The organism is Rufibacter aurantiacus (assembly GCF_017916345.1).
GTDB lineage: Bacteria > Bacteroidota > Bacteroidia > Cytophagales > Hymenobacteraceae > Nibribacter > Nibribacter roseolus.
Genome location: NZ_JAFMSV010000001.1, coordinates 502305 through 524295, shown reverse-complemented (window position 1 = coordinate 524295; position 21991 = coordinate 502305). Strand labels below are relative to the sequence as shown.

Below are 21991 nucleotides of genomic sequence, written 5' to 3'. Positions count from 1 at the left end.
GGGCGAACTGTAACAGTGCTTGAGTAAACGCTTGTCTAGTTCGCTACCAAGATCTTTCCATGATGACAGAAGAGGGGTAGAAGTGAAAGAAAGAGGGAGAGTCATGATGATAAAGAAGGGAGAAGGGTCAAAACCATAGCCCTCATCACCTCAAAAACTAAATCAAACTTCAAAATGAGAAAATACCTGATCCTGGCGAGTGCCAGCCTTGCTTTGCTGTCCTGCGAGCGTTTCCAGAACAAAGACCAGAAACAAGAGAATACCGAGCGCATTGTGAGCGTCTCCAAACAACACACGGAGATCATGTACGCCCTTGGTGCGGAGCAGAACCTGGTGGCCGTGGATGTCTCCAGCACTTACCCCGAGGCGGCTAAGAAACTGCCTACGGTGGGTTATCATCGGGCGCTGAGCTTGGAAGGCCTGGTGGCGGCTAAACCTACCATGATCATCCATGACGGCCCGGCCAGCATCGGGCCAGAGCACGTGGTGCGGCAGCTGGAGCAACTCAAAATCCCGATGAAGCAGTTTCCCGTGAACGGCACCACGCTGGACAGCACCAAACTGCTTTTTAAAGAGATGGGCCAATACTTCCATAGAGAAAAGCAAGCCGATTCGCTGGCCCAGAAGCTGGACAGGGAGATGCAGCAGGCGCTGGAGAATGCCAAGAACTACCCGAACAAGCCAAAAGTGCTCATCATCCATTACGGGCAGGCCAATAATGTGTACCTGGTCATGACAGGCAAAAGCACCGGGGCCAAAATGGTGAGCTGGGCCGGCGGCACCATGGCCGTGGAAGGTGAAAAAGGCATGAAACAGCTCTCGGCGGAGGTAGTGGCGCAGTCTGACCCAGACGTTATCCTGCTCACCGATTTCGGGTATGACAAGCTGGGCTCCAAACAGAAGATAAGCGAGCTGCCGGGCGTCTCGACTACCAAGGCTTTCAGAAATAACCGCATCTACCGAGTAGAGGAGCATGATCTGGTGTACCTGGGCCCTAGAACTGGGCAGAACGTGCTGGCGCTGCAGAAATTAATTCACCAGAATGGGCAGGTTCAATAAGCAATACCGCTGCCTGTACCCGGTGCTTGTCCTTTTGTTGTTGGTGGTCACGTTGCTGTCCATCCGGTTTGGGGCGGTGCAGATCTCGCTGCAGGAAATGTCATCAGCCTTAAACCAGGCCTTTTCACACCCCGAGGACTTGAGCCTGAACGAGCGTATCTTCCTTGAGATTCGCCTGCCCCGGGCGCTCTTGACGGTGGTGGTGGGGGCTTGCCTGGCGGTGGGCGGTGTGCTCATGCAGTCCTTGTTCCGGAACCCCATTGTGGAGCCGGGGCTGGTGGGTACTTCCAGTGGCGCGGCCTTCGGAGCGGCTTTGTACTTCGTGCTGGGCTCGGTGTTCCACTTCGGAACGGGCGAGTGGACCTTGCCGCTGGCGGCCTGCGCGGGCGGGGTGCTGGCCACGGGGCTGGTGTTCACGTTGGCGCAATCCAAGGAATCGGGCAAGAGCTCTATTGTGGGGCTTCTGCTTACGGGCATCGCCATCAATGCCTTGTTTCTGAGCGGGGTGGGCTTTATGTCCTACATCGCCCGGGACCCGCAGGCGCGATCCATCACTTTCTGGACTTTGGGCACGCTCTCTGGAGCCAACTGGCACTCGATGGGCATTGTGGGCGCCGTTTCCATCACCTGTATCCTGGTGGCCTTGCGCTACACCAAGCACCTGAACGCGCTTATGATTGGGGAGGAAGAGGCGCAGTACCTGGGCATCAACCTCAAGAAGCTCAAGTTCACCATTCTGCTCATCAACGTGGTCATGGTGGCGGTGGCTACTTCGTTTACGGGCGTCATCAGCTTCATCGGGCTCATTGTGCCGCATCTGCTACGGCTGTTGCAGGGCTCAGATAACCGGTTTCTGGTCATTGGGAGTGCGTTGATGGGTGGTATTCTGCTGAGCTTGGCGGATCTGGTGGCGCGTCTCTTATTGGCCCCCGCTGAGCTGCCCATCGGGATTGTGACCTCGGCGGTGGGGGTGCCGGTTTTCCTGTTGTTGTTACGGAAGAAAAACGTGTATTTCTAATGCTGTCTGCACAAAACATCACCTATCAGATTGGCGGCAAAACCCTGCTGCAGGACGTCTCCACCACGTTTGAACCGGGCAAACTCAGTCTCATCATCGGGCCGAACGGCGCCGGTAAATCCACCTTGGTGAAGGTCCTGTGCAAGCAGCTGAAACCGGCGCAGGGTACAGTGCTCCTAGAAGACAAACCTCTTACAGTGTTCTCGGACCTGGAACTAGGAAAAAGAAGGGCTGTGCTGTCCCAGAACGTGGACCTGGCGTTTCCGCTGAACGTGTGGGAAGTGGTCATGATGGGCCGCTACCCGCATTTTTCCATCAAACCCACCTATAAAGACGAGCAGGCCTGCGAGGAAGCCATGCGCTACTTTGAGGTCTGGGACATAGCCGATCGGAATTACCTGACCCTGAGCGGGGGCGAGAAGCAGCGCGTGCAGTTTGCCCGCGTGATGGCGCAGATCTGGTACCCCGTGCCCGACCAGTTCCGCTACCTCATCATGGATGAGCCGCTCTCGTTTCTGGATGTGCACTACCAGTTTCAATTCATGCACCAGGTCAAGGACCTGCTCCGGCAACACCAAGATTTAGTCGTGGTAGGTGTGGTCCATGACCTGAACCTGGCTGCCAAATTCTCGGATAAGATTGTGTTGATCCACCATGGCCGGGTTCTGGCCGAAGGCAGCAAATGGGACGTGCTCACGCCGGCGAACATTGAAGCGGCCTATCGGCTCACGCCTGTGGTCATGGCCGAAGAAGAAAAAGACTCGCTTTACCTGTTTTTTGAATAAAGCCGAAAGCTTAGAGCTTCTGCCGAATTCCCGTTTAGGAGCCGTTTTTAAGGAAATGGCCCCTGAACGGGAATTCGTTTTAAGGCTTGACCACGCTAGGAGCCGGAGAATTTACATGACGCATGAACAACAGGTGCAGCAGCAGAGCCAACCCGGAGAAAATCAGTCCAACCGCCACCACGCCGTTCCATTTCCAAAGGTGCCAAGCCTGGCTAGCAATGAAGGTGCCCGAGGCGCCGCCCGCAAAATAGGTCACCATGTACACGGTGTTCAGGCGGTTGCGGGCTTCGGGGATTAGGGAGAAGATAAAGGTTTGGTTGGAGATGTGGGTGGCCTGTACGCCCAAATCCAGCAGAATCACGCCAATTACCAGGCCTACAATACTACTTCCGGAGAACCCGAAGACCACGTAAGAAAGCAAAATGAGCACAATGGTCACGGTGGTAACGGTATAGGCATTTCCTCTGTCGTTAAGGCGGCCCATGTAGGAAGCGCCCAAGGCCCCGGCGGCGCCCACCAAGCCAAACAATCCGGCGGCATCACTGCCCAAATTAAAAGGCGGTTCCTGCAGCAGAAACACTAGCGTAGTCCAGAATGCCCCGAAAGTGGCATAGCAGAGGGCCCCGCGCAAGGAAACGAGCCGCAGCATGGGTTGCTCTTTGATAAGGTGAATCAACGACTTCATCAGGTTTTTGTAGCTGCCCTTGAAATCCGGGTGCACCTCGGGCAGCAGGAAATAAAGCGCCGCCCAGAGCGCCGCCATCATGCCGGCCGCAATGTAGAACATGGCCCGCCAACCCAGGTGCGCGCCCACAAATCCGCTCACGGTGCGGGACAGGAGAATACCGATCAAAAGGCCACTCATCACAAAACCCACCGTGCGGCCCCGGGCTTCGGGTTTGGCGAGGTGCGCCGCCATGGGCACCAAAAGCTGCGGAATAACCGAGGTAGCCCCGATAAGGAAGCTGGCCACCATCAAAGATTGGATGTTCACTGCCACGGCCGCCAAAAGCAAGGCAATGATAATGGCCGCGAAATCAATCATGATCAGGCGCTTGCGGCGCAGCATATCGCCCAGCGGAATAATAAAGAGCATGCCCACGGCGTACCCGATCTGGGTGAGCATGGCCAGACTTCCCGCCGAGGCCTCTGATACCCCAAACGTCACCGCGATTTTGCCCAGCAGCGGCTGGTTGTAATACAGGTTGGCCACCACCATGCCCGTGGCGATGGTCATAACCCAAAGATTAAGTTTGGTAAGTTCCGGATGGGCGTGGGCGGAGGAGGCGGAAACGGAATGAGTTGTCATAAGCAGGTGAAAAGTCCGCAAATATACGCGCTTTGCAAGTGGCGCCGGCGGTTATCTCAGGAGCGGGTATACGGTCCATGCCGCTGATAGTCTACGGAAATCCGGTTTCTTTCAGTATAGGCCAGGCGGTTTTGAGGTCGATTTCAGGAAAGCGGCTCTAAAACGCTCATTTAGTTATCGCAAGCTGACCGCTGAGATTCACTGGGGAGCTTTGTTAGAAGCTATCACTTAATCCAAAACCGCTCATGGAGTTTTCTGAACAGACCCATGCGCTGCTGTAGGCGGGCGGGTTGAAGCAAAGGCGTGAATTGGTCGTGGGTAGGATAGAAGCCCAGGTAAAATAGCCAGAACCCCACGCTGAGAGCAGGGATGGCGCCTAATTCTTCCTCGCTGAGGTGCCGGTGCTCCCGGTAAGCGGCTACAAAAGTGGCGAAAGCGGCATCGGCGGCATCCTGGGTCATTTTCCCGGAAAGCACATCCAGGCAGATTTGTTGCCAGAAGGTCATGAGGTCATTCACGAGCCAACCGTATCCGAAGAAGTCAAAGTCAAAGAAGGTAAGCTTCTCATCACCCTCAAAGTGGAAGTTTTTGGGCATGAAATCAAAGTGGCAGTAACCGCTGGAGAATTGCGTGACATCCAGGTTGGCCAGTTTTTCCTGCGTTTTTTGCACCACCTCCTGGAGCCAGGCATAGTCTTGGGGGAAATCGGCAAAGGCGTCTTTCATGTTTGCCAGGGGCTGCAGCAGGGTAGTTTCCACGTCAAAAGTCCACCGGGAGTCGTTGAGCTGGATAACGGAGGACACATTATGGAACCGGGCCATCTGTGCGCCCAGCACCGTTAGCTGCTTCTCGTTCAGAATAGGTACGGAGTGTCCCGGGGCAAAGGTGAACAGCACGGCATGGCGGGTGCCTTCGGCCGCGGGCAAGGCCTGGATCAGTTGTCCGGCCACGTCTTTCACGGGGTGAGATACCGGAACCCAGGCCTCCTGCAAAGCCAGCAGCAGTTCCGTCTCGGCTTGTATCTGCGGGAGCGAGCGGTGGGTGGCGCGGTATATCCGCAGGATATACTTTTCTGTGGACGTCTGCACCAAATAGGTGTCGCCCACGCCTCTAAGTAGGAACTGGCAATCCGTAGGTCCCAATCCGTAAGCTATTGAAAGAAAAGAGGCCAGCGCCGGGGTACTGAACGTGGAGTAGGAGGTGGGGAACAGAGGCTGCATGTCAGAAAGTTAGGCAAATCCCGGTGAAGAAGTTCGGTGCCGGTTTTGAAAAATCAGGCAGAAAACGGAAACACCCTGGAGGTAGATTTGGGTGGGTTATGATTGGTTTTAAAGATTTTGTAAGCTTAACCCTTTGTGAATCTTCTCGTTTCAAAATGGAAGTAACTGAACCATCACTACAACCATTTAGAAACTATGAATTCAAACCAAGATCCAACGCAGCAGCAAGACCCTCAGGAGAAGTTTGACCAACCGCCCTTCAGCGAGTCTACGCAGAGTGAACCGGGCGAAGAGTCGGAGATGGACATAAAGCCGGACCACGGCGAGGAATCTTACAAAGGCTCGGGAAAACTGACCGGTCGCAAAGCCATCATCACCGGGGGCGACTCGGGGATTGGGAAAGCGGCGGCCATCGCGTTTGCACGGGAAGGCGCCGATGTGCTCATCTCGTACCTCAACGAGGAAGAAGACGCCCGCGACACCGCCAAATGGATTGAGCAGGCCGGCCGCAAAGCCGTGCTGGTACCCGGCGACATCACCGATGAGGCCCACTGCAAGGCCATTGTACAGCGTGCCGTGGACGAGTTCGGGCAGATTGACATCCTGGTGAACAACGCCGCGTTCCAGATGGCGCGGGAGTCTATGCAGGAAATCTCAAGCGAGGAATTTGACAAGACGTTCAAGACCAACGTGTACGCCATGTTCTACTTGTGCAAAGCTGCCGAGCCGCACATGAAACCGGGCGCCACCATCATCAACACCACCTCTGTGAACGCCTACAAACCCTCGCCCATGCTGCTGCCGTACGCGGCCACCAAAGGCGCCATCCAGAACTTCACCGCCAACCTGGGGCAGATCCTCGCCGACAAAGGCATTCGGGTGAACTGCGTAGCCCCGGGCCCCATCTGGACGCCGCTCATTCCTGCCACTATGCCCAAGGAAAATGTGAAAACCTTCGGGAAAGACACGCCGCTGAAACGCCCCGGCCAACCGGTGGAGTTGTCGGCGATCTACGTGCTTTTGGCTTCGGAGGACTCCAGCTATATGACCGGTTCCACCGTGCAGGTGACCGGCGGGACACCAACTATTTAGTCCTGAGTTCAATGATTTAGTCCTGAGTCCGGAGTTCTGAGTCTTGAGTCATTAGTCAGGAAAACTGAATCGGGCCTGTTTTTGGTAAAACAGGCCCGATTCAGTTTTTATAGTTTGTTGATTGTAGCGATTCTGATCAAAGCAAAGAACCCATTAAGAAATGGTCACCCGCTTGCCGTTGTTACGGGCCGATTCATAGATGGCCATCAGGATTTTCACATCGCGCAGACCCATCTCGCCGGGTACGATTGATTTTTGTTTGTTCTTGAAGCTGAGTGCCTGGGCATCCATTTGCAGGGCCTGTTCATAGACATCGGGGTAATTCATTTTGCCTTTGCTGGTTTCGCCTCTTAGGCCAGAATACGAAAAAGCAGGGCTTAAACGCCACCAGCCATTGGCGGCTTTGCCGGCCAATAAACCCTGACCCTCGGCATAACTGGTGCTGCAATCGGCGATGACACCGTCGGCAAACTCCATTTGCCAGTCAATGGACTGCTCCACCTCGTCAAAATAGTTTTTGTGGGTTACCTGGCCAAACGTAGCGGTCACTGCCACCGGGGTTTGCCCCAGCGTATAGCAGGCCCCTTGTACGCAGTAAACGCCCATGTCCATGAGCGGTCCGCCGCCGGCCAGTTTCTTGTCAAGACGCCAGACGTTGGGGTTTGAGCCCGTGATGTTGAAGCCGTTTCGGGCCTCAATGCTCTGAACCTTGCCAAAAATCTGCTTCTGCCCTAGTTCCATCACGCGTTTGTTGTGCGGCTCAAAATGCAGCCGGTACCCGATGGTCAGTTGCACATTGTTTTCCCGGCAGGCGTCCAGCATGCGCTGGGCATCGGCTACGCTGGTGGCCATGGGCTTCTCGCAGATGACGTGCTTTTTCGCTTTGGCCGCCCTGATGGTGTACTCGGCGTGCAAGCCGTTGGGCAACACAATGTACACCGCGTCGATATCCGGGTTATTGGCGATCTGGTCGAAGTTCTCGTAGTTGTAGACGTTCTTGTCTGGGATGTTGTACTCAGATTTCCAGCGGTCTATTTTGGAAGGAGTGCCGGTGACAATGCCCGCCAGGTAGCAGTGTTGGGTTTCTTTCAGGGCCGGGCCTAACTGATGCTCGGCGTAGCCGCCCAGCCCCACCAGCGCAATGCCCAGTTTTTTGGCGTTACCCTGATTTTCTGCGGCCGGTTGGCTCTCTTTATTAACGCCGGAATTACCACCAGATTGGCAGGAACCAAACGAGAAAAAAGGAAAACCGAAGGCGGTGGAGCCAAGCACCAAAGAAAAGCCTTTCAGGAAACTTCTTCGGTTGGGGAGAAAGTGTGGTTGGTTTTTCTTCATGGAGATTAATGGCTGGTGGATGAAGGTTATATGCGTTTGGTTTGGAATTGGTTACAAGGCTCGCCAGGTGGAGCTAACCTCTATTAATTTGTCATCCTCAAAGAATCCTGGTGGCGAGCTAGAAAGGCGCTGTTACAGTTTGCCCACAAGACCTTTCCAAGATGACAAAAGAAGGGGGAGAAGATCCTGCCAGGATGGAAAAGGAAGGAGCCTTCCACCGTGACAAAGGAAAGATCAAGGCTTTTTTCTCTGTTCAGGTCCTTTCATGTTTACTCCGCCGTAAGCACATAAATATGGCTGGTGAGGGCTGCGGCATCCGGGGAGATGGGCAAGCCTACTTTCATGAGGTAATCGCCGGAGAAGGTTTTGCCGTTGGCCGCGAAATTGGATTTGGTGCCCGGGAACAGGTTCGTTTCTTCTATTCTGTACTTCTTCTGCGGATCAAGGCCTTGCAAGGTCACTGGGAACATGGTCTCGTTGAAGCGCGTGTGCAGGTTGAAGGAATACAGCACGGCTTTGTCTTTGGCTGGGGCAACATACATGACGGCCGCCCGGTTACCCTCATACGGTGAGAGCAGCCGATAATGGTCGCCTTTCCAGATGATCTCGCTCCATTGCTTGTAGTTCCTGACGGCCTGTTGGCTGAAGGCCAGTTCGTCTTTTGTCCATTTGTCAATCTCCTGATCGAAGCCCAGTTTGCCCATCATGGCCACATCCGTACGGAACTTCAAAGACTGCTTGCCCCAGGAAGTGACGTGGCTGGAGAGCGCGATGGACGGGAAGAAGTACGAATAGCCCCATTGGATGAAGACGCGCTCCACGCCATCGGTGTTGTCGCTGGGCCAGAAGGAGGTGAAGTAGGGCAGGGCGCCGTAATCGGTGCGGCCGCCGCCGCCGGAGCAGAGCATGATAGGCAGGTGCGGGTATTTTTTTCGCAGGCGATCCAAAACTTTGTAGAGGCTGCGGGTGTACTCAATATAGAGGTGCGACTGGTTCTCTTTCAAGTACGGCGAGTAGGCGTTGGTCATCATGCGGTTGTTATCCCACTTGATGTAGGCGATGTTGGGGTGCTTGGTGAGCAGCTTGTCTACCACATCGTAGACAAAGTCCTGCACTTTGGGGTTGACCAGATCCAGGATGAGCTGGTTGCGGTACAGGTGCTCCTCGCGGTTGGGCAGTTTCAGGATCCAGTCGGGGTGCTTTTCATAGAGCTCGCTTTTGGGGTTCACCATCTCGGGCTCCAGCCAGATCCCGAATTTTACGCCTTTGCTCTCCGCTTCCTTGATCAGGTGCCCGATGCCGTTGGGGAGTTTCTCTTTATTTTCCTGCCAGTCGCCCAGGCCGGCGCCGTCGCTGTTGCGCGGGTATTTGTTCGCGAACCAGCCATCGTCCAGTAAAAACAAATCCACTCCTAAGGTTGCCGCATCCTCAAACAAACCGGCCAGTTTCACTTCATTGAAGTCAAAGTAAGTGGCTTCCCAGTTGTTGAGCAGCGTGTAGCGGGGCTCATTCCCGTCCAGGATGCCGTGGTTGCGGCCCCAACGGTGGAAGTTGCGGCTGGCGGTGCCTTTGCCTTGCGTGCTGTAGGTGAAAATGAATGCTGGCGTGGTAAAAGTCTCGTTTCTGGGAAGTTTGTACTCAGAGGCGTACGGGTTCATGCCCGCCACTATTCTAAGGGACTGTTTCTCGTCCATGTCAAACGCGAAGCGGAAGTTTCCGGTCCAGGCGAGGGTGCCGGCCAGCACCTCACCGATGGTTTCATCCGCTAGTTTGTTTTTGGACAGGAAGAACACCGGCGTCTGGTACATGTTGGCGCGGCTGCCCAGTTTGCTGTCCAGCACCTTGGTGCCGTTGGTGAGTTTGCTTTCCTGCATGCGCATCTCCTCGGCCCAGTCGCCGTGGAACTGGGTGAGGTAGTACTGCGGCGCATCAAAGTGCAGCATGACCGAGGCGTACTGCGTGAGCACCACCGGTTTCTTTTCCTGGTGCTTTATCTCGGTCCAGGTTTTAATCACGTCTTCCTGAAAATAGGCCGAAAAATGCAGCGTCACCTCCACCGGGTATTTGGGATCTTTGAGCGTGATGTGCGAGGTGGTGACATTGCCCTGCTTCTCGGTGTGGCTGGAGGCGTACCGCAAATCCAGAGAAGGATTGCCGTCATGGTGCGTGACCCTGATGGCCGGCTCAAACAGGTTGTCGGTGCCGGCGGGCACGTAGGCCTCGTGCTCCGGTTGCAGTTTGGTGTACTCAGTGGCATCCGTCAGTTTAGGACCCAGGTAGCTCTGGTACAGCTTCTGGTTCGCGCCCACAGACAAGACCAGGTGCACGTTCTTCGTCTCAATCACGAATTCGTTTCTGGTCTGGGCCAGGGCAACGCCGGTAAGGGAAACTAATAGAATAAGTAAGAGTCGCTTCATGGATTGGGTGTCTGGAAAAGTAGAAAGCAATATACATTTTCTTGGCGTATGGCGGTAGCTGCTGTCTGACAGGTGACGTCGTTACACCGTAACGACGTCATCCGAGAGGATAAAAGGGCGCTAATTCCCCAAGCAAGGCCCGCCCCGCGTAAAAGCACCTGCCACTTGCGGGAGTCCTATACCATAGCCTTTACTAAACAGCTTCTTATTAAAAGGTCAATGGGCGCACCTTCCGGGCAAACTTTTGCTAGGCGATAGGAGGACGTTTTGGGGTTGTTTTGGCGGAAATGGGCCGGAAAGGGCTTCTCCGTGATAAACTTGGCAAAAGCCTATTTATGATGTAGCTTTGCCAGTACATAACCTTACATCCAGACACATGGCATCAAAATATGATTTGATAGTGGTGGGTAGCGGCCCCGGTGGTTACGTAGCCGCCATCCGCGCATCACAATTGGGTATGAAAGTGGGCGTGGTAGAGAAAGCTGAGTTGGGCGGTATCTGCCTTAACTGGGGCTGTATCCCTACCAAAGCCCTCCTGAAAAGCGCACAAGTATTTGAGTACATCCAGCATGCCAAAGACTACGGCATTAACGTAGCCGATGCCAGTGCTGACTTTGGGGCGGTGGTTGCCCGTAGCCGGGGCGTGGCCCAGGGCATGAGCAAAGGCATCCAGTTTCTGTTCCGCAAAAACAAGATTGACCATATCGCCGGTTACGGCAAACTGAAAGGCCAGGGCCAACTGGAAGTGACTTCCGCCGACGGCAAAGCCGAAATCTACGAAGCCGCTCACATTATCCTGGCTACTGGTGCCCGTTCCCGCGAGCTGCCTAACCTGCCTATCGATGGCAAAAAGATCATCGGTTACCGTCAGGCCATGGTGCTTGAGCAGCAGCCAAAGCGCATGGTTGTGGTAGGTTCCGGTGCTATCGGGATTGAGTTTGCCTATTTCTACAATGCCATGGGTACTGAGGTAACCGTGGTGGAGTTCCTGCCTAACATTGTGCCGGTAGAGGACGAAGAGGTTTCCAAGACCCTGGAGAAATCGTTCAAGAAAGCCGGGGTGAACATCATGACCAGCTCAGAGGTGTTGTCAGTAGACACATCGGGCGAAGGCTGCGTGGTGAAAATCAAAACCGCCAAAGGCGAAGAAACCGTTGAGGCCGATATCGTGCTGTCTGCGGTGGGTATCCAGACCAACCTGGAGAACCTGGGTCTGGAGGAACTGGGCGTTGCCGTTGAGCGCGGTCGCGTAGTAACTGATGATTTCTACCGTACGAACGTACCGGGCGTGTACGCCATCGGGGACATCGTGAAAGGTCCTGCTTTGGCGCACGTGGCCTCTGCCGAGGGGATTATCTGCGTGGAAGCCATCACCGGTCACAACCCTGAGCCATTGGATTACAAAAACATCCCGGGCTGTACCTACTGCATTCCTGAGATCGCCTCTGTGGGCTACACTGAGAAGGAGTGCCGTGAACTGGGCCGCGAGATCAAAGTGGGTAAATTCCCGTTCTCCGCGTCTGGTAAAGCCAGCGCCAGCGGTGCCAAAGATGGTTTCGTGAAAGTGATCTTTGACGCCAAGTACGGCGAGTTCCTTGGTGCGCACATGATTGGCGCCGGGGTAACCGATATGATTGCCGAGGTGGTAGTTGCCCGTAAACTGGAGACTACTGGCCACGAGATCATCAAATCCGTGCACCCGCACCCAACCATGTCTGAAGCCGTGATGGAAGCTGCCGCAGCCGCTTACGGTGAGGTGATCCATTTATAAGAATTTTTAACAACCTCATAGAAAAGGCCTGGGCTCTGCCCGGGCCTTTTTGTTTGGGGCCGTTTTGCCGAAAAGGAGCCTAAAACAGAAGAGGATTTCGGTTGTTTTAAGAAAACGTGCCTCAACCATTAAACCTTTGGGCGCCGGAAGGCTCCAATTAGCCTAAGTTCTTTGACACTTATGTGTTTTGGGGCCGTTTCTATCAAAAGAGAATCATTTAAGTACGCTTACCTAATTTATCCCCCGCATGAAACATCTCCTCCGGCTTTTTCTACTCTGTATACTTTTGTTTGGCTACACCGCTGCCCAGGCTCAGGGAAAAATCTCGGGCAAACTGCAGGATGCCATCACCAAGCAGCCAGTGGGGTACGCCACCGCCGCGCTCCTTTCGGGCCGAGATTCCGCGATTGTGAGCAGTGCCCTAGTGGACGGGGATGGCTCGTTCACCGTGGCCCCGGTAGCGGCCGGTAGATATCACCTGAAGATTTCCTTTGTGGGTTATGCTACCCGCGTGGTGCCAAATGTGGAGGTGAGCGCTGCCGTGCCCTCGGTGGATCTGGGGGTGATTGCGATGCGGTCGGCGAGTACGCAGTTGAAGGCCGTGGAAGTGGTGGGCCAACGCGAGCAGGTGGAGTACGGGCTGGACCGGCGGGTGTACAACGTGGGGCAGGATCTGTCTACCGTGGGCGGCACGGCTGTGGATGTGATGCAGAATGTGCCCTCCGTCACGGTAGACCAGGATGGCTCGGTGAGTATGCGTGGCAGCTCTAACATCACCATTCTCATTGACGGAAAACCCTCAGCGTTAAGCGGGCTGGGGCTGGACCAAATTCCGGCCAGCGCCATTGACCGGGTGGAAGTCATCACCAATCCATCGTCTAAGTATGACCCCAGCGGTACCGGTGGCGTTTTGAACATCATTTTGAAAAAAGAGAAGCAAAGGGGCCTTAACGGGGTGGTCTCTGCCAATGCGGGCATGGGCAACCGGTACAACTCGTCTCTGAATCTGAACTACCGCCTGGGCAAGCTGAACCTGTTCACCAACTATGATTTCCGGCAAGACTGGCGCAAAGGCACCGGCTCCCTGTTCCGGACCAACCGACCCGCCGGACAGGAAGTAAGCCTGCAACAACAGAATTCGCGTAACAGCAACCTCAACCGGAACCACAATATCCGTTTCGGGGCTGATTACCAGTTGACCGAGACGCAGAGCCTCACGGGCTCGGTGCTGTACCGCAACGGCATCCGGGAGAATGAGGGCTCCACTTTCTATGAGTTTCTAGGCCAGGAAGGCGACCTGGACAGTACCTCTACCCGTATTTCGCAGGGCAGCGAGAGCCGCGACCTGTGGGAATACTCGCTCAGTTACCGGAAGACCTTTGCGCAGGAAGGCCGGGAACTCACCGCCGATGCCGTTTTCAACCACGAGTATGAGCCGGGCGAGGATGCCTTCAGCCAGTACTTCTTTAACCCTGACGGTTCGCCGAGCGCGTTCCGGCCATCGTTGCTGCAGCGGAACAAGGCGCTGGAGCGCGAGCGCGAGTTTTCCCTCCAAGCCGATTACGTGCAACCCATCGGGGAGAAAGGCAAATGGGAGGCCGGTTACCGTTCCACGTTTGAGCGCAGCGATGTAGACGTGCAGGCCACCGATTTGAACCCTGAAACCGGCCGGTTTGAAAACAGCGTAGGCCGCACCAATCATTTTCTGTATGACGAGTGGGTGCACGCCGTGTACGGAAACTACGGCAATGCCATCCAGAAATTCAGTTACCAACTGGGTGCGCGCCTGGAGCAAACCAACATCATCACCGACCAGATCACCCAGAGCCGCCGCAACCACCGTGATTACCTCAACCTGTTTCCTAGCCTCTTCTTGACGTATGAGTTCTCTGAGGAGCAGAAGGTGCAGACCAGCTACAGCCGCCGTATTAACCGCCCGTGGTCCGGCCAATTGAACCCGTTCCTGGATATCTCTGACCTCTACAACCAGCGCCAGGGAAATCCCAATCTAAACCCTGAGTTCACCAATTCATACGAGTTCAACTACCTCCGTTTCTGGACCCACGTAACCGCCACTGCCGGCGTGTTTTACCGGCACATGACCGATATTGTGCAGCCCGTGAGGCAGTTGCTTCCTGGTGCACCCGGAGATGAACGCCAGATCACCTATACCACTTTCCAGAACATCGGGCAGGGGCACTCCTACGGCCTTGAGCTGACCGGTACCGCTACCCTCACGCCCTGGTGGCGCCTGAACATGAATGCCTCGGGGTTTAAGTACACCATTGACGGTACCGAGCAGGGCCTGGCGACCAACAGCCGCCTTTCCTGGACCAGCCGATTGAATTCTTCTTTCACGTTGCCTTATAAAACTGAGGTGCAGCTGGCCGTGAACTACCGGTCGCCTACGGCTACGGTGCAGGGCGAGCGTTCTGCGTTCTTCATGACTACCCTAAGTGCCCGCAAAGAAATCCTGAAAGGAAAAGGAAACATTATTCTGCGCGTGCAGGACCTGTTCAACACCATGCGGTTCAACGCCACCAGCTTCGGGAACGAGTTTGAGGAAACCAGCCGCTACAAGCCGCAGAGCCAATTGGTGTATGTGGGTTTCAGCTACCGCTTCGGGAATGTGACCCAGAAAAAGGAGCGGGGCGAAAACGAAGGAGAGATGCCCAATGGCCCTGAGCGGGAAGGTGAAGGGAATTAACCGAGGACTGTGTGGTGCCTTGTTGGTAATACGTTTTCAGGTTCTTTTCAGGGAAATAGGCTTAAAACATGTAAGCTCAACCCTGGAATTTACGGGTACAAAAAAAGAGGGCATCTCCGGTGAGATGCCCTCTTTTCTGACTTACAAATCAAAGGGAGTTAGTCATTATTCTTCTTGGCGTACTGGTCATAGCGCTTGGGGTCTTTCTTCCGGTCTTTCTTTCTGCCTATAGCGCCTCCGGCTACGGTACCAGCTGCGGCCCCAATAATGGCGCCTTTGGTACCGCCCACAATGGCTCCGGCTGTAGCACCACCGGCCCCGCCAATGACAGCACCTTTGGCTTTTTTACTCCAGCCTTTTCTTTCTTTTTTAACTTCCTGGGCTTGTGCCTCGTGCGTCACGCTGCCGCCTAATACTAACACAGAGCACAGCATGACCAAAGATATCTTCAGATTTTTCATAATCTTCTCTTGGTTGGTGTAGTTGTATTAAACGAGGTATGAAAACATGTGTTATGATTATAAAAAAGAATGTAATAGGATTAAAGATAGGAGGAAGGTTCTTGGTGCAGAACATTCAACGGATACTAGCTTACCATAGAAAGAACTCCAAAATGCAGATTAATAGCCGAGAACCAGGGCCTATTACTGTAATTAGCCATAAAAGAAACGAGCCGGGAATAACCTCTGAAAGGCTATTCCCGGCTCGTTTCTTTTATGAGATCTGGTTTAAAAAGGATTTACATTTTCTCGTCGTGCTGTGAAAGGTCAAGGCCCAGTTGTTCCTCTTCGCCGGAAACCCGCAGCGGGGAAATCAGATTGGTCACTTTCAATAAAACCCATGAACCGCCAAAAGCAAAGATAGACACGCCAATCAGCGCCCCGAACTGGGCCATAAACAGTTTGGTTTCCCCGAAGAGAAGTCCTTGGTCTGGAATAGCGGGGTTCACACCTTTGCTGGCGAAAACGCCGGTCAACAGCATGCCTACCATTCCGCCCACCCCATGGCAAGGGAATACATCCAGGGTATCGTCCACGCTGGTGCGGGTCCGGAAATCCACCAGAAGATTACTGATCACTGCGGAAATCACGCCAATAGCGATAGAATGCGGTAGCGTCACGAACCCGGCGGCCGGGGTGATGGCAACCAAGCCTACTACGGCGCCTATACAGGTACCCATGGCCGAGGGTTTGCGGCCTTTCACCCCGTCAAAGAAAATCCAGGCCAGGGCGGCGGCGGCCGAGGCGGTCATGGTAGTAGCCAGGGCTGTGGTGGCCAGGGAATTGGCGCCCATAGCTGAACCGGCATTGAACCCGAACCAGCCAAACCACAGCAAACCGGTGCCCAGCAGCACAAACGTGATCATGGCCGGCGAGTGCGTGGGTTCGTGTCTTCTTTTCAGGAACAGCGCTGAGGCTAAAGCCGCCCAACCCGCTGACATATGTACCACCGTGCCGCCTGCAAAGTCCAAAACGCCCAGTTTGAACAGGACCCCTTGGGGGTGCCAGGTGGCATGTGCCAAAGGTGCATAGATAAAGACAAAGAAAAGCAGGATGAAAACGGTGTAAGACGTAAACCGTATCCGCTCAGCGAAAGCGCCTGTGATCAATGCCGGTGTGATAATGGCGAATTTCAGTTGAAACATGGCAAAAAGCGCCAGCGGGATAGTAGGAGCCAACTCCCAGGGAGCGCCATCCAGCACGTTTCGCATCATGAAGAACGTGGCCGGGTTTCCGATAAAGCCTCCTATGGACTCCCCAAATGCCAGGCTGAACCCAAAAACGACCCAGATCACCGCAATCATGGCCATGCAGATAAAGCTCTGCAGCATAGTGGAAATCACGTTCTTGCGGTTCACCATGCCCCCGTAGAAAAAGGCCAGACCCGGGGTCATGAGCAGCACAAAAGCCGTGGCGGTGAGCATCCAGGCAATATCAGCTTGGTTTAGATTTGCGGGCGCCGCTACCTTGGGGATGGAAGGAAAAAAGAAGGTCAGTCCTACCACAATCATCAAAAAGATGAAAGGGATTTTGGAAAGCTTAGTGACCGGGAGCGCTTTGGCGGGCTTGGTGGCCGTAGCAGTAGAAGTGATCATAAGTAACCTGAAATGATGTTTGTAAAAGTTTGGCAGTCTAATATTGTGAAAAAATTTCAACGATAAAACTGTTTGATTGTGAATTGGTTAAGGAATGATTTCCTGGGTTAACGAATTTCAATCTTCTCTTTTGCTATTTCCTTAAAATGCCCTGCCTCACTTTAGCCGTGCCTGATACTTTCACATCAGAGCGTCAAATCATTTCAGAAATCCTTAATTTTCAGGTAACATTAAAATGTGGAAAGATTTTGACGCCCGAGGTAAACTTTAACTTTTAGCCAGGGAAGATTTCTCCTGATAGACATGGTGTCAAGCCTTAGCTTTCCACGTATGAGTACCTGAACCATGAACCAATCACCTTCTATGCGCACAACCATTGCCTTCTCAAAACTTACTTTCTGGCTCCTTTGCCTGGGTATCATGCTGGGCTGCCAGCAAAGCAAGGACTATAGTCAGGAAAACAAGCAAGCCCAGGCAGCTGAACAGGCTTCTGAGAACGGGTACAAAGTAATAGGCATTAAAGACGGCGACACGGTGGAGTTGCTGAAGGACGGAAAATCACTGACGGTTCGCCTGCAGGGCGTGGATTGCCCCGAGAAGAAGCAGGATTTCGGCACCCGCGCCCGGCAGTTTACCTCAGACCTGGTTTTCGGGAAGTTTGTGCAGCTGGAGGTGGAGAATGTAGACCGCTACGGTCGTACCGTAGGCACCATTATTCTGCCCGATGGCCGGAGCCTGAACCAGGAACTGGTGAGAAACGGTTTCGCCTGGCATTACACCGCTTACTCAAAAGACCAGGAGCTGGCCCGCCTGGAAGCCGAGGCCCGGGCCGAGAAACGCGGCCTCTGGGCAGGCCCTTCGCCCCAGGCCCCCTGGGAGTACCGCCAAAGCCGCCGCGGCAAATCTGCTGCCTCTGGGAACACAGAAACCGAGGAGGAAGGCACCGCAACCCAGAAAACTACCTCCCCCAAAGCTTCCGCCATCACGAAAGGCGGCAAAGTGTACATCTGCCAAAGCAAAGGCTCCAAGATCTTCCACACTGACCTTAACTGCAGCCGCCTGGAGCAATGCAAAAGCACTGTGGCCAACATCACCTTAGCCCAGGCCCAAAAGGAGAAACGCACCCCCTGCAAAACCTGCGCGGATTAAGAAGAGGTCAGTTTAAGGGCTGATTTTTGGAAAGTAAGCTTGAAATAGAATGATAGGTATTGCTGTCTTTCACCACCCCGCCCTTCGGGCACCCCTCCTAAGGTAGGAGGGGAGTTTCTGTGTGCATACGTAATATCAAGGTCAATAGACCTCGCAGGGTCCGGAGGTCCTGCGAGCGTCTGCGCAAATAGTTTCCCAACAAAAGAAAAAAGCGTTTAGCGCCTGTTTTTCTGAAAACAGGCGCTAAACACTTTTTAACTTCTGACTTTTAATCAGGGACTGTCTGGCAAGAACCTTTACAAAGTCATGCCCACGGTGCTCACCACGCTGATTTTGCTATGGCCGCCGGCTTGTTTCTCCACCACAATCTGGGTACTGATGCGTTCTTTCAGCGCTTCTACGTGCGAGATGATCCCAATCATTTTGCCGCTGGCCTGCAGGCTTTCCAGTGCATCCATAGCGATGTCCAGCGTGTCGGCGTCCAGGGTTCCGAAACCTTCGTCTATAAATAAGGAGTGAATCTGGGCTTTGTGGCTGGCCAGGTCAGACAGACCCAAAGCCAGGGCCAGGCTCACCAGGAAGCTTTCTCCCCCGGAAAGAGAGTTCACCGAGCGGACCGCATCTCCCTGGTAGGTATCCAGAATCTGCAACTCCAGTTCATTGTCGTTGCTCTTGAGAATCCGGAAGCGGTCGTTGAGGCGGTGCAGGTGACGGTTGCCCAGTTCCACCAAACGCGCCAGGGTCAAGCTCTGCGCATACTTGCTGAACTTCTTGCCGTCGGCGGAGCCTATAAGGCGGGAAAGGCTGTCCCATCGTTCGGCTTCGCCTTTCTGCACGTCCAGTTGTTGGGTGAGTTGGCGGTGCCGCTCGCGCAGGTCGGTGTCTTGCTGAAGTTGCATCTCCAGGCGGGCAATCTGGGCGAGGTGCTGGTTTTTCTCTTCCTCCAGTGTGTCAATCAGCGGCTGCAGCTCTTCCAGGGTCAGCTCGGTGAGGTGACGTTCTTTCTCGGCCTGGTACTCGGCGCGGGTTTCACGCAAGCTGTTTTCCAGGGTGTGCAGGGCTTTCTGCAGTTGGTGCTGCTCCTCCCGTAACTGGCGGGCTTCCTCCTCAGGCAGGAGCAAGGCCTGCAACCGGGCCAAGGTGGTGAAGCCCAGCGGTTGGATCTTCTGCAGGAGCGCGGTTTCCAGGTCTGTTTGCGTGCGTTGGTTTGCCTCCTGTTCCTGCTGTTTTTGGGTAAGCTGATGCGTGAGCAGGTTCAGCTGTTCCTGGGTTTTCTGCAGCGTGGCATCGGCGGTTTGCAGCGTGTGGGCGGCTTGTTGCAATGCTTGTTGCAGCCGTTGTTTTTCCGCTTGCGGCTGAAGCCCTTCTGGTAAAAGCCTGTAGCGTTGGGCTCGGAGATCCTGCAGATGGGTCAGGCTTTTCTGCAGGTGTTCCTGGCGCTGGGCCAGTTCATGCTGTTTTTCGTCCAGAGACCGTTGGCAGCTTTCAGCCTCGCCCTTCGCCTGGACGTATTTCTCCCGCAGCTCCGGCATCTGCGCGTTCTTCTGCTCATAATCGTTCTTGCGTTTCTCCAGCTGGGCAAGGAGGTCAGCCCCGTTGTCTCCGGAGTAGGAGAGGCCGTACGTCCCGAAGAACGACTGAAGCGTTTGAGAGAAGACTTTCTCCTGCTCGGCCAGGTCTTCTAACTCTTCTTGTAAGCGGTTGATCTGGGTTTCTGCCTGGGCGCGTTTTTCAGCCGTTTTCTCCAATTCATACCGAATACGCTGTTGCTCTGTGAGCAGTTTTTGCTCAGTGTGGTGGGCGGTCTCGGTGCGGGTACGCAGCGCGCGGAGTTCCTCCAGCGTGGCGGTAGCATGCTGCAGTTCGGTTTTGCGGGCACTCCAGTACTGGTCTATGGCCTGGGCGCCTGAGATCTCATGCGTGAGCTCCAGAACAGTGTTGAGTTGCGTAAATTGGTTATTCAGATGCTGTGCCTGCGCCGCTAATTCCTGTATCTGCTCATGGCTATGCTGACTAGCCAGCTCCAGTCTGTGCACCGCGGCGACCAGTTCCCGCTCCTGCCCATCCAATTTCTGTACGCGTTGTTGCTGCCGCTGCAGGTTCTGCTCAGCTTCCGATAAAGTTTGCGGCTGATGCTCCTCTACAAAAGGGTGATGCGTAGATCCGCACAGTGGGCAAGGTTGCTCAGGCTGCAGTTGGGCGCGGGCATCCTCGTACTTCTGGATCTGGCGCTGCAAATCTACAATCTGCTGCAGATCTTTGAGCTTGTCCTGGGCCTGTTCACGCTCGGTCTTGGTTTGGGTAAACGTGGTGCGATGTTGGTGCAGGTCTTGGGTGGTCTTGGAAAGAGAGTTTTGCAGCTCCTGCCGGCGGGCTTCCAGTTGCAAATAGTTTTTGCTCATATCCAGCTGCTTTTCCAGTTGGCTGCAAACTTGCGGCAGTCGGTGGCAGAGTTGTTCCAAAGCCTCGTGCTGCTGACCCCTTAGTGCGGCTTTGGCCTGTTCCTGTAGTTGGGCCAGGGTGGTTTGCTGCTCTTTCAGGTGGCGTTCCGCGATCTCCAACTGGCTTTTCCAGGAGGCGGCGTTTTGGGCCTCTTTCTCGAAATTCAGCCGGGAATCTGCCTGTTCTTTCCGGAGCTTAGCTTGTTGTTTCTGAACCTCTTCCAGGCTTCTGTATTCTGATTTCCCTTCGTGGAGGGTCTGGGTTAGTTCTTCGTCCTGCGCATGCTCACCCAGCCACTTTTTGATAGAGACTCCCAGTTCCGAGATTCTTTTGAATTCTACCTGCAGCTGGTCAGACTTAGTGGAGAGCTCGTTTACCTGGGCCTGCAGTTGGGTTGCCGCCGCTTCGTCTCTGGTGTATTGCGCTAGTTGCGCCGCCAAATGCGTGTCTTGCTGCAGTACCTGGTCTAACCGGGGCTCCGCCTCCGCTAAGGTTTTCAGGGCCTGCTGGTGTTGTACGCGGGCAGTACTGGCCGCCTCTGCGTTAGCTGAGACCAGCTGTTTTTGGGCCGGAATCTGCTGCTGCAAAAGCCCGATGAAGTTAGCATAAGCCTGTCCCTGGTTCTGAATCTCTGAGAGACGAACCAAATCGGATTGGAACGGTTGAACCTGGTCGTGGCGCTGCAACTTCTCCAAATTGGGTGCCCATTCCTGTTGCTGGGTCTGGACCTGGGTTAATTGGTGATGGAGGTCAGCTTCTTTTTGGAAAAGCTTCTGCAGGTTATTGAGCCAGATCTGCTGGCTTTGGTGCTGCTGTACCTGCTGGTTCGCCAGCCGGACGGCGGCTTTCAATTCGGTAACCTCCTGCGCCATTGCAGCGCGGGTTTCCTCGGGGAGAAGTTGGTCTAGCTGCAGCAATCGCTCCAGGTCCTGAAGTTTCTGTCTTTCTACTTTAGCCTTCTCATAGGCCGCCATGGAAATCTGGGAGTAGATGCGCGTATCGGTGAGTTTCTCCAGGAGTTCGCTGCGCTCGCTTTCGCTGGCTTTCAGGAAACGGGTGAAATCACCCTGGGAGAGCATGACGGAGCGCAAGAACTGCTGGAAATCCAGTCCGCACAAATCAATGATGCGCTGCCGCGTCTCCGAGAGCCGTGACTCCAGTATTTCCTGGGTAGAGGCATCAATCAGCTCCATCACAGGGCTTTGCAGCTTGCCATCGGCTTTGCCCCGACTCCGCCGAAGGTTCCAACGCGCGCGGTAGGTTTTCTCCTGGGCCTCAAACTCCACCTCAGACCAGCACTCACCCGTGTGGCGGGTCATGATCTCAGAGACATCGCGGCCGTGGCGCGGCACCTGCCCGTAGAGTGCCACCGTGATGGCATCCAGGATGGTGGTCTTGCCCGCGCCGGTAGGTCCGGTAATGGCAAAGAGCCCAGATTCACTCAAAGGCGCCTCATTGAACCGAATAAGGTGCTCGCCCTGCAGCGAGTTCAGGTTTAGGAAACGAACAGAAGTTATCTTCACGGGATTGGAAACTAAGCGAGTTAGTAAAGATAACAGGTTTTAGGGAAGAGGAGAGTATAAGGTAAAGAC

At 54.5% G+C, this 21991-nt stretch carries 14 protein-coding genes; 7 read left to right on the top strand and 7 right to left on the bottom strand.

Annotated elements, in window-relative coordinates:
• The first annotated feature begins 174 nt into the window (after window positions 1–174).
• Genes J3P34_RS02060 through J3P34_RS02050 form a run of 3 tightly spaced genes read left to right on the top strand, consistent with a single transcriptional unit; the run spans window position 175 to window position 2862 of the window.
• Window positions 175–1059 (top strand): heme/hemin ABC transporter substrate-binding protein, encoded by an 885-nt coding sequence (locus tag J3P34_RS02060; protein ID WP_210486213.1) that lies wholly within the window; start codon window positions 175–177, stop codon window positions 1057–1059.
• Complete coding sequence (locus J3P34_RS02055) at window positions 1043–2077, top strand: FecCD family ABC transporter permease (protein WP_210486212.1); 1035 nt, start codon at window positions 1043–1045, stop codon at window positions 2075–2077. The genes J3P34_RS02060 and J3P34_RS02055 overlap by 17 nt, the downstream gene beginning before the upstream one ends.
• Window positions 2077–2862, top strand: coding sequence for a heme ABC transporter ATP-binding protein (locus J3P34_RS02050; protein ID WP_210486211.1), 786 nt, complete (start codon window positions 2077–2079; stop codon window positions 2860–2862). The genes J3P34_RS02055 and J3P34_RS02050 overlap by 1 nt, the downstream gene beginning before the upstream one ends.
• A 79-nt stretch (window positions 2863–2941) precedes the next feature.
• Here the strand turns inward: J3P34_RS02050 and J3P34_RS02045 are convergent, their stop codons facing one another.
• Both J3P34_RS02045 and J3P34_RS02040 read right to left on the bottom strand, forming a co-directional pair.
• A complete protein-coding gene (locus tag J3P34_RS02045; protein WP_210486210.1) occupies window positions 2942–4171 on the bottom strand; it encodes an MFS transporter in 1230 nt (409 codons plus the stop codon).
• Between the two features lie 224 nt (window positions 4172–4395).
• Window positions 4396–5391, bottom strand: a complete 996-nt coding sequence (locus J3P34_RS02040) for a phosphotransferase enzyme family protein (RefSeq protein ID WP_210486209.1) — start codon at window positions 5389–5391, stop codon at window positions 4396–4398.
• 195 nt (window positions 5392–5586) lie between these two features.
• Between J3P34_RS02040 and J3P34_RS02035 the strand changes: the two genes are divergently transcribed.
• Window positions 5587–6483, top strand: a complete 897-nt coding sequence (locus J3P34_RS02035; protein ID WP_210486208.1) for an SDR family oxidoreductase — start codon at window positions 5587–5589, stop codon at window positions 6481–6483.
• A 153-nt stretch (window positions 6484–6636) separates the two neighbouring features.
• Here the strand turns inward: J3P34_RS02035 and J3P34_RS02030 are convergent, their stop codons facing one another.
• Complete coding sequence (locus tag J3P34_RS02030; RefSeq protein ID WP_210486207.1) at window positions 6637–7818, bottom strand: Gfo/Idh/MocA family protein; 1182 nt, start codon at window positions 7816–7818, stop codon at window positions 6637–6639.
• 269 nt (window positions 7819–8087) lie between these two features.
• A complete protein-coding gene (locus J3P34_RS02025; RefSeq protein WP_210486206.1) occupies window positions 8088–10235 on the bottom strand; it encodes an alpha-galactosidase in 2148 nt (715 codons plus the stop codon).
• A gap of 376 nt (window positions 10236–10611) precedes the next feature.
• Here J3P34_RS02025 and lpdA point away from each other — a divergent pair, with 376 nt between their 5' ends.
• Entirely contained in the window at window positions 10612–12006 is a 1395-nt protein-coding gene (lpdA, locus tag J3P34_RS02020) for a dihydrolipoyl dehydrogenase (protein ID WP_210486205.1), read from the top strand.
• Between the two features lie 247 nt (window positions 12007–12253).
• Entirely contained in the window at window positions 12254–14713 is a 2460-nt protein-coding gene (locus J3P34_RS02015; RefSeq protein WP_210486204.1) for a TonB-dependent receptor, read from the top strand.
• 158 nt (window positions 14714–14871) lie between these two features.
• Here J3P34_RS02015 and J3P34_RS02010 read toward each other — a convergent pair whose 3' ends face one another.
• Together J3P34_RS02010 and J3P34_RS02005 are read right to left on the bottom strand one after the other, a co-directional pair.
• Window positions 14872–15174, bottom strand: coding sequence for a glycine zipper domain-containing protein (locus J3P34_RS02010; protein WP_210486203.1), 303 nt, complete (start codon window positions 15172–15174; stop codon window positions 14872–14874).
• Window positions 15175–15452: 278 nt separating this feature from the next.
• The gene (locus tag J3P34_RS02005) at window positions 15453–16808 is read right to left on the bottom strand and encodes an ammonium transporter (protein ID WP_210486202.1); all 1356 of its coding nucleotides are present in this window, start codon (window positions 16806–16808) and stop codon (window positions 15453–15455) included.
• A 345-nt stretch (window positions 16809–17153) separates the two neighbouring features.
• On the opposite strand from J3P34_RS02005, the gene J3P34_RS02000 reads away from it, so the two are divergent.
• Window positions 17154–17957 (top strand): thermonuclease family protein, encoded by an 804-nt coding sequence (locus tag J3P34_RS02000; protein ID WP_246853497.1) that lies wholly within the window; start codon window positions 17154–17156, stop codon window positions 17955–17957.
• Window positions 17958–18253: 296 nt separating this feature from the next.
• On the opposite strand, the gene J3P34_RS01995 is transcribed toward J3P34_RS02000, so the two are convergent.
• Window positions 18254–21922, bottom strand: coding sequence for an AAA family ATPase (locus J3P34_RS01995; RefSeq protein WP_210486201.1), 3669 nt, complete (start codon window positions 21920–21922; stop codon window positions 18254–18256).
• Between the last annotated feature and the right edge of the window lie 69 nt (window positions 21923–21991).

Excerpts from the sequence above, each read along its gene's own strand:
- J3P34_RS02040 (WP_210486209.1), bottom strand. The coding sequence starts at position 5,391 with ATGCAGCCTCTGTTCCCCACCTCCTACTCCACGTTCAGTACCCCGGCG.
- J3P34_RS02050 (WP_210486211.1), top strand. The coding sequence starts at position 2,077 with ATGCTGTCTGCACAAAACATCACCTATCAGATTGGCGGCAAAACCCTG.
- J3P34_RS02010 (WP_210486203.1), bottom strand. The coding sequence starts at position 15,174 with ATGAAAAATCTGAAGATATCTTTGGTCATGCTGTGCTCTGTGTTAGTA.
- J3P34_RS02030 (WP_210486207.1), bottom strand. The coding sequence starts at position 7,818 with ATGAAGAAAAACCAACCACACTTTCTCCCCAACCGAAGAAGTTTCCTG.
- J3P34_RS02015 (WP_210486204.1), top strand. The coding sequence starts at position 12,254 with ATGAAACATCTCCTCCGGCTTTTTCTACTCTGTATACTTTTGTTTGGC.
- J3P34_RS02025 (WP_210486206.1), bottom strand. The coding sequence starts at position 10,235 with ATGAAGCGACTCTTACTTATTCTATTAGTTTCCCTTACCGGCGTTGCC.
- J3P34_RS02045 (WP_210486210.1), bottom strand. The coding sequence starts at position 4,171 with ATGACAACTCATTCCGTTTCCGCCTCCTCCGCCCACGCCCATCCGGAA.
- J3P34_RS02005 (WP_210486202.1), bottom strand. The coding sequence starts at position 16,808 with ATGATCACTTCTACTGCTACGGCCACCAAGCCCGCCAAAGCGCTCCCG.
- lpdA (WP_210486205.1), top strand. The coding sequence starts at position 10,612 with ATGGCATCAAAATATGATTTGATAGTGGTGGGTAGCGGCCCCGGTGGT.
- J3P34_RS02060 (WP_210486213.1), top strand. The coding sequence starts at position 175 with ATGAGAAAATACCTGATCCTGGCGAGTGCCAGCCTTGCTTTGCTGTCC.
- J3P34_RS02035 (WP_210486208.1), top strand. The coding sequence starts at position 5,587 with ATGAATTCAAACCAAGATCCAACGCAGCAGCAAGACCCTCAGGAGAAG.
- J3P34_RS02000 (WP_246853497.1), top strand. The coding sequence starts at position 17,154 with ATGAACCAATCACCTTCTATGCGCACAACCATTGCCTTCTCAAAACTT.
- J3P34_RS02055 (WP_210486212.1), top strand. The coding sequence starts at position 1,043 with ATGGGCAGGTTCAATAAGCAATACCGCTGCCTGTACCCGGTGCTTGTC.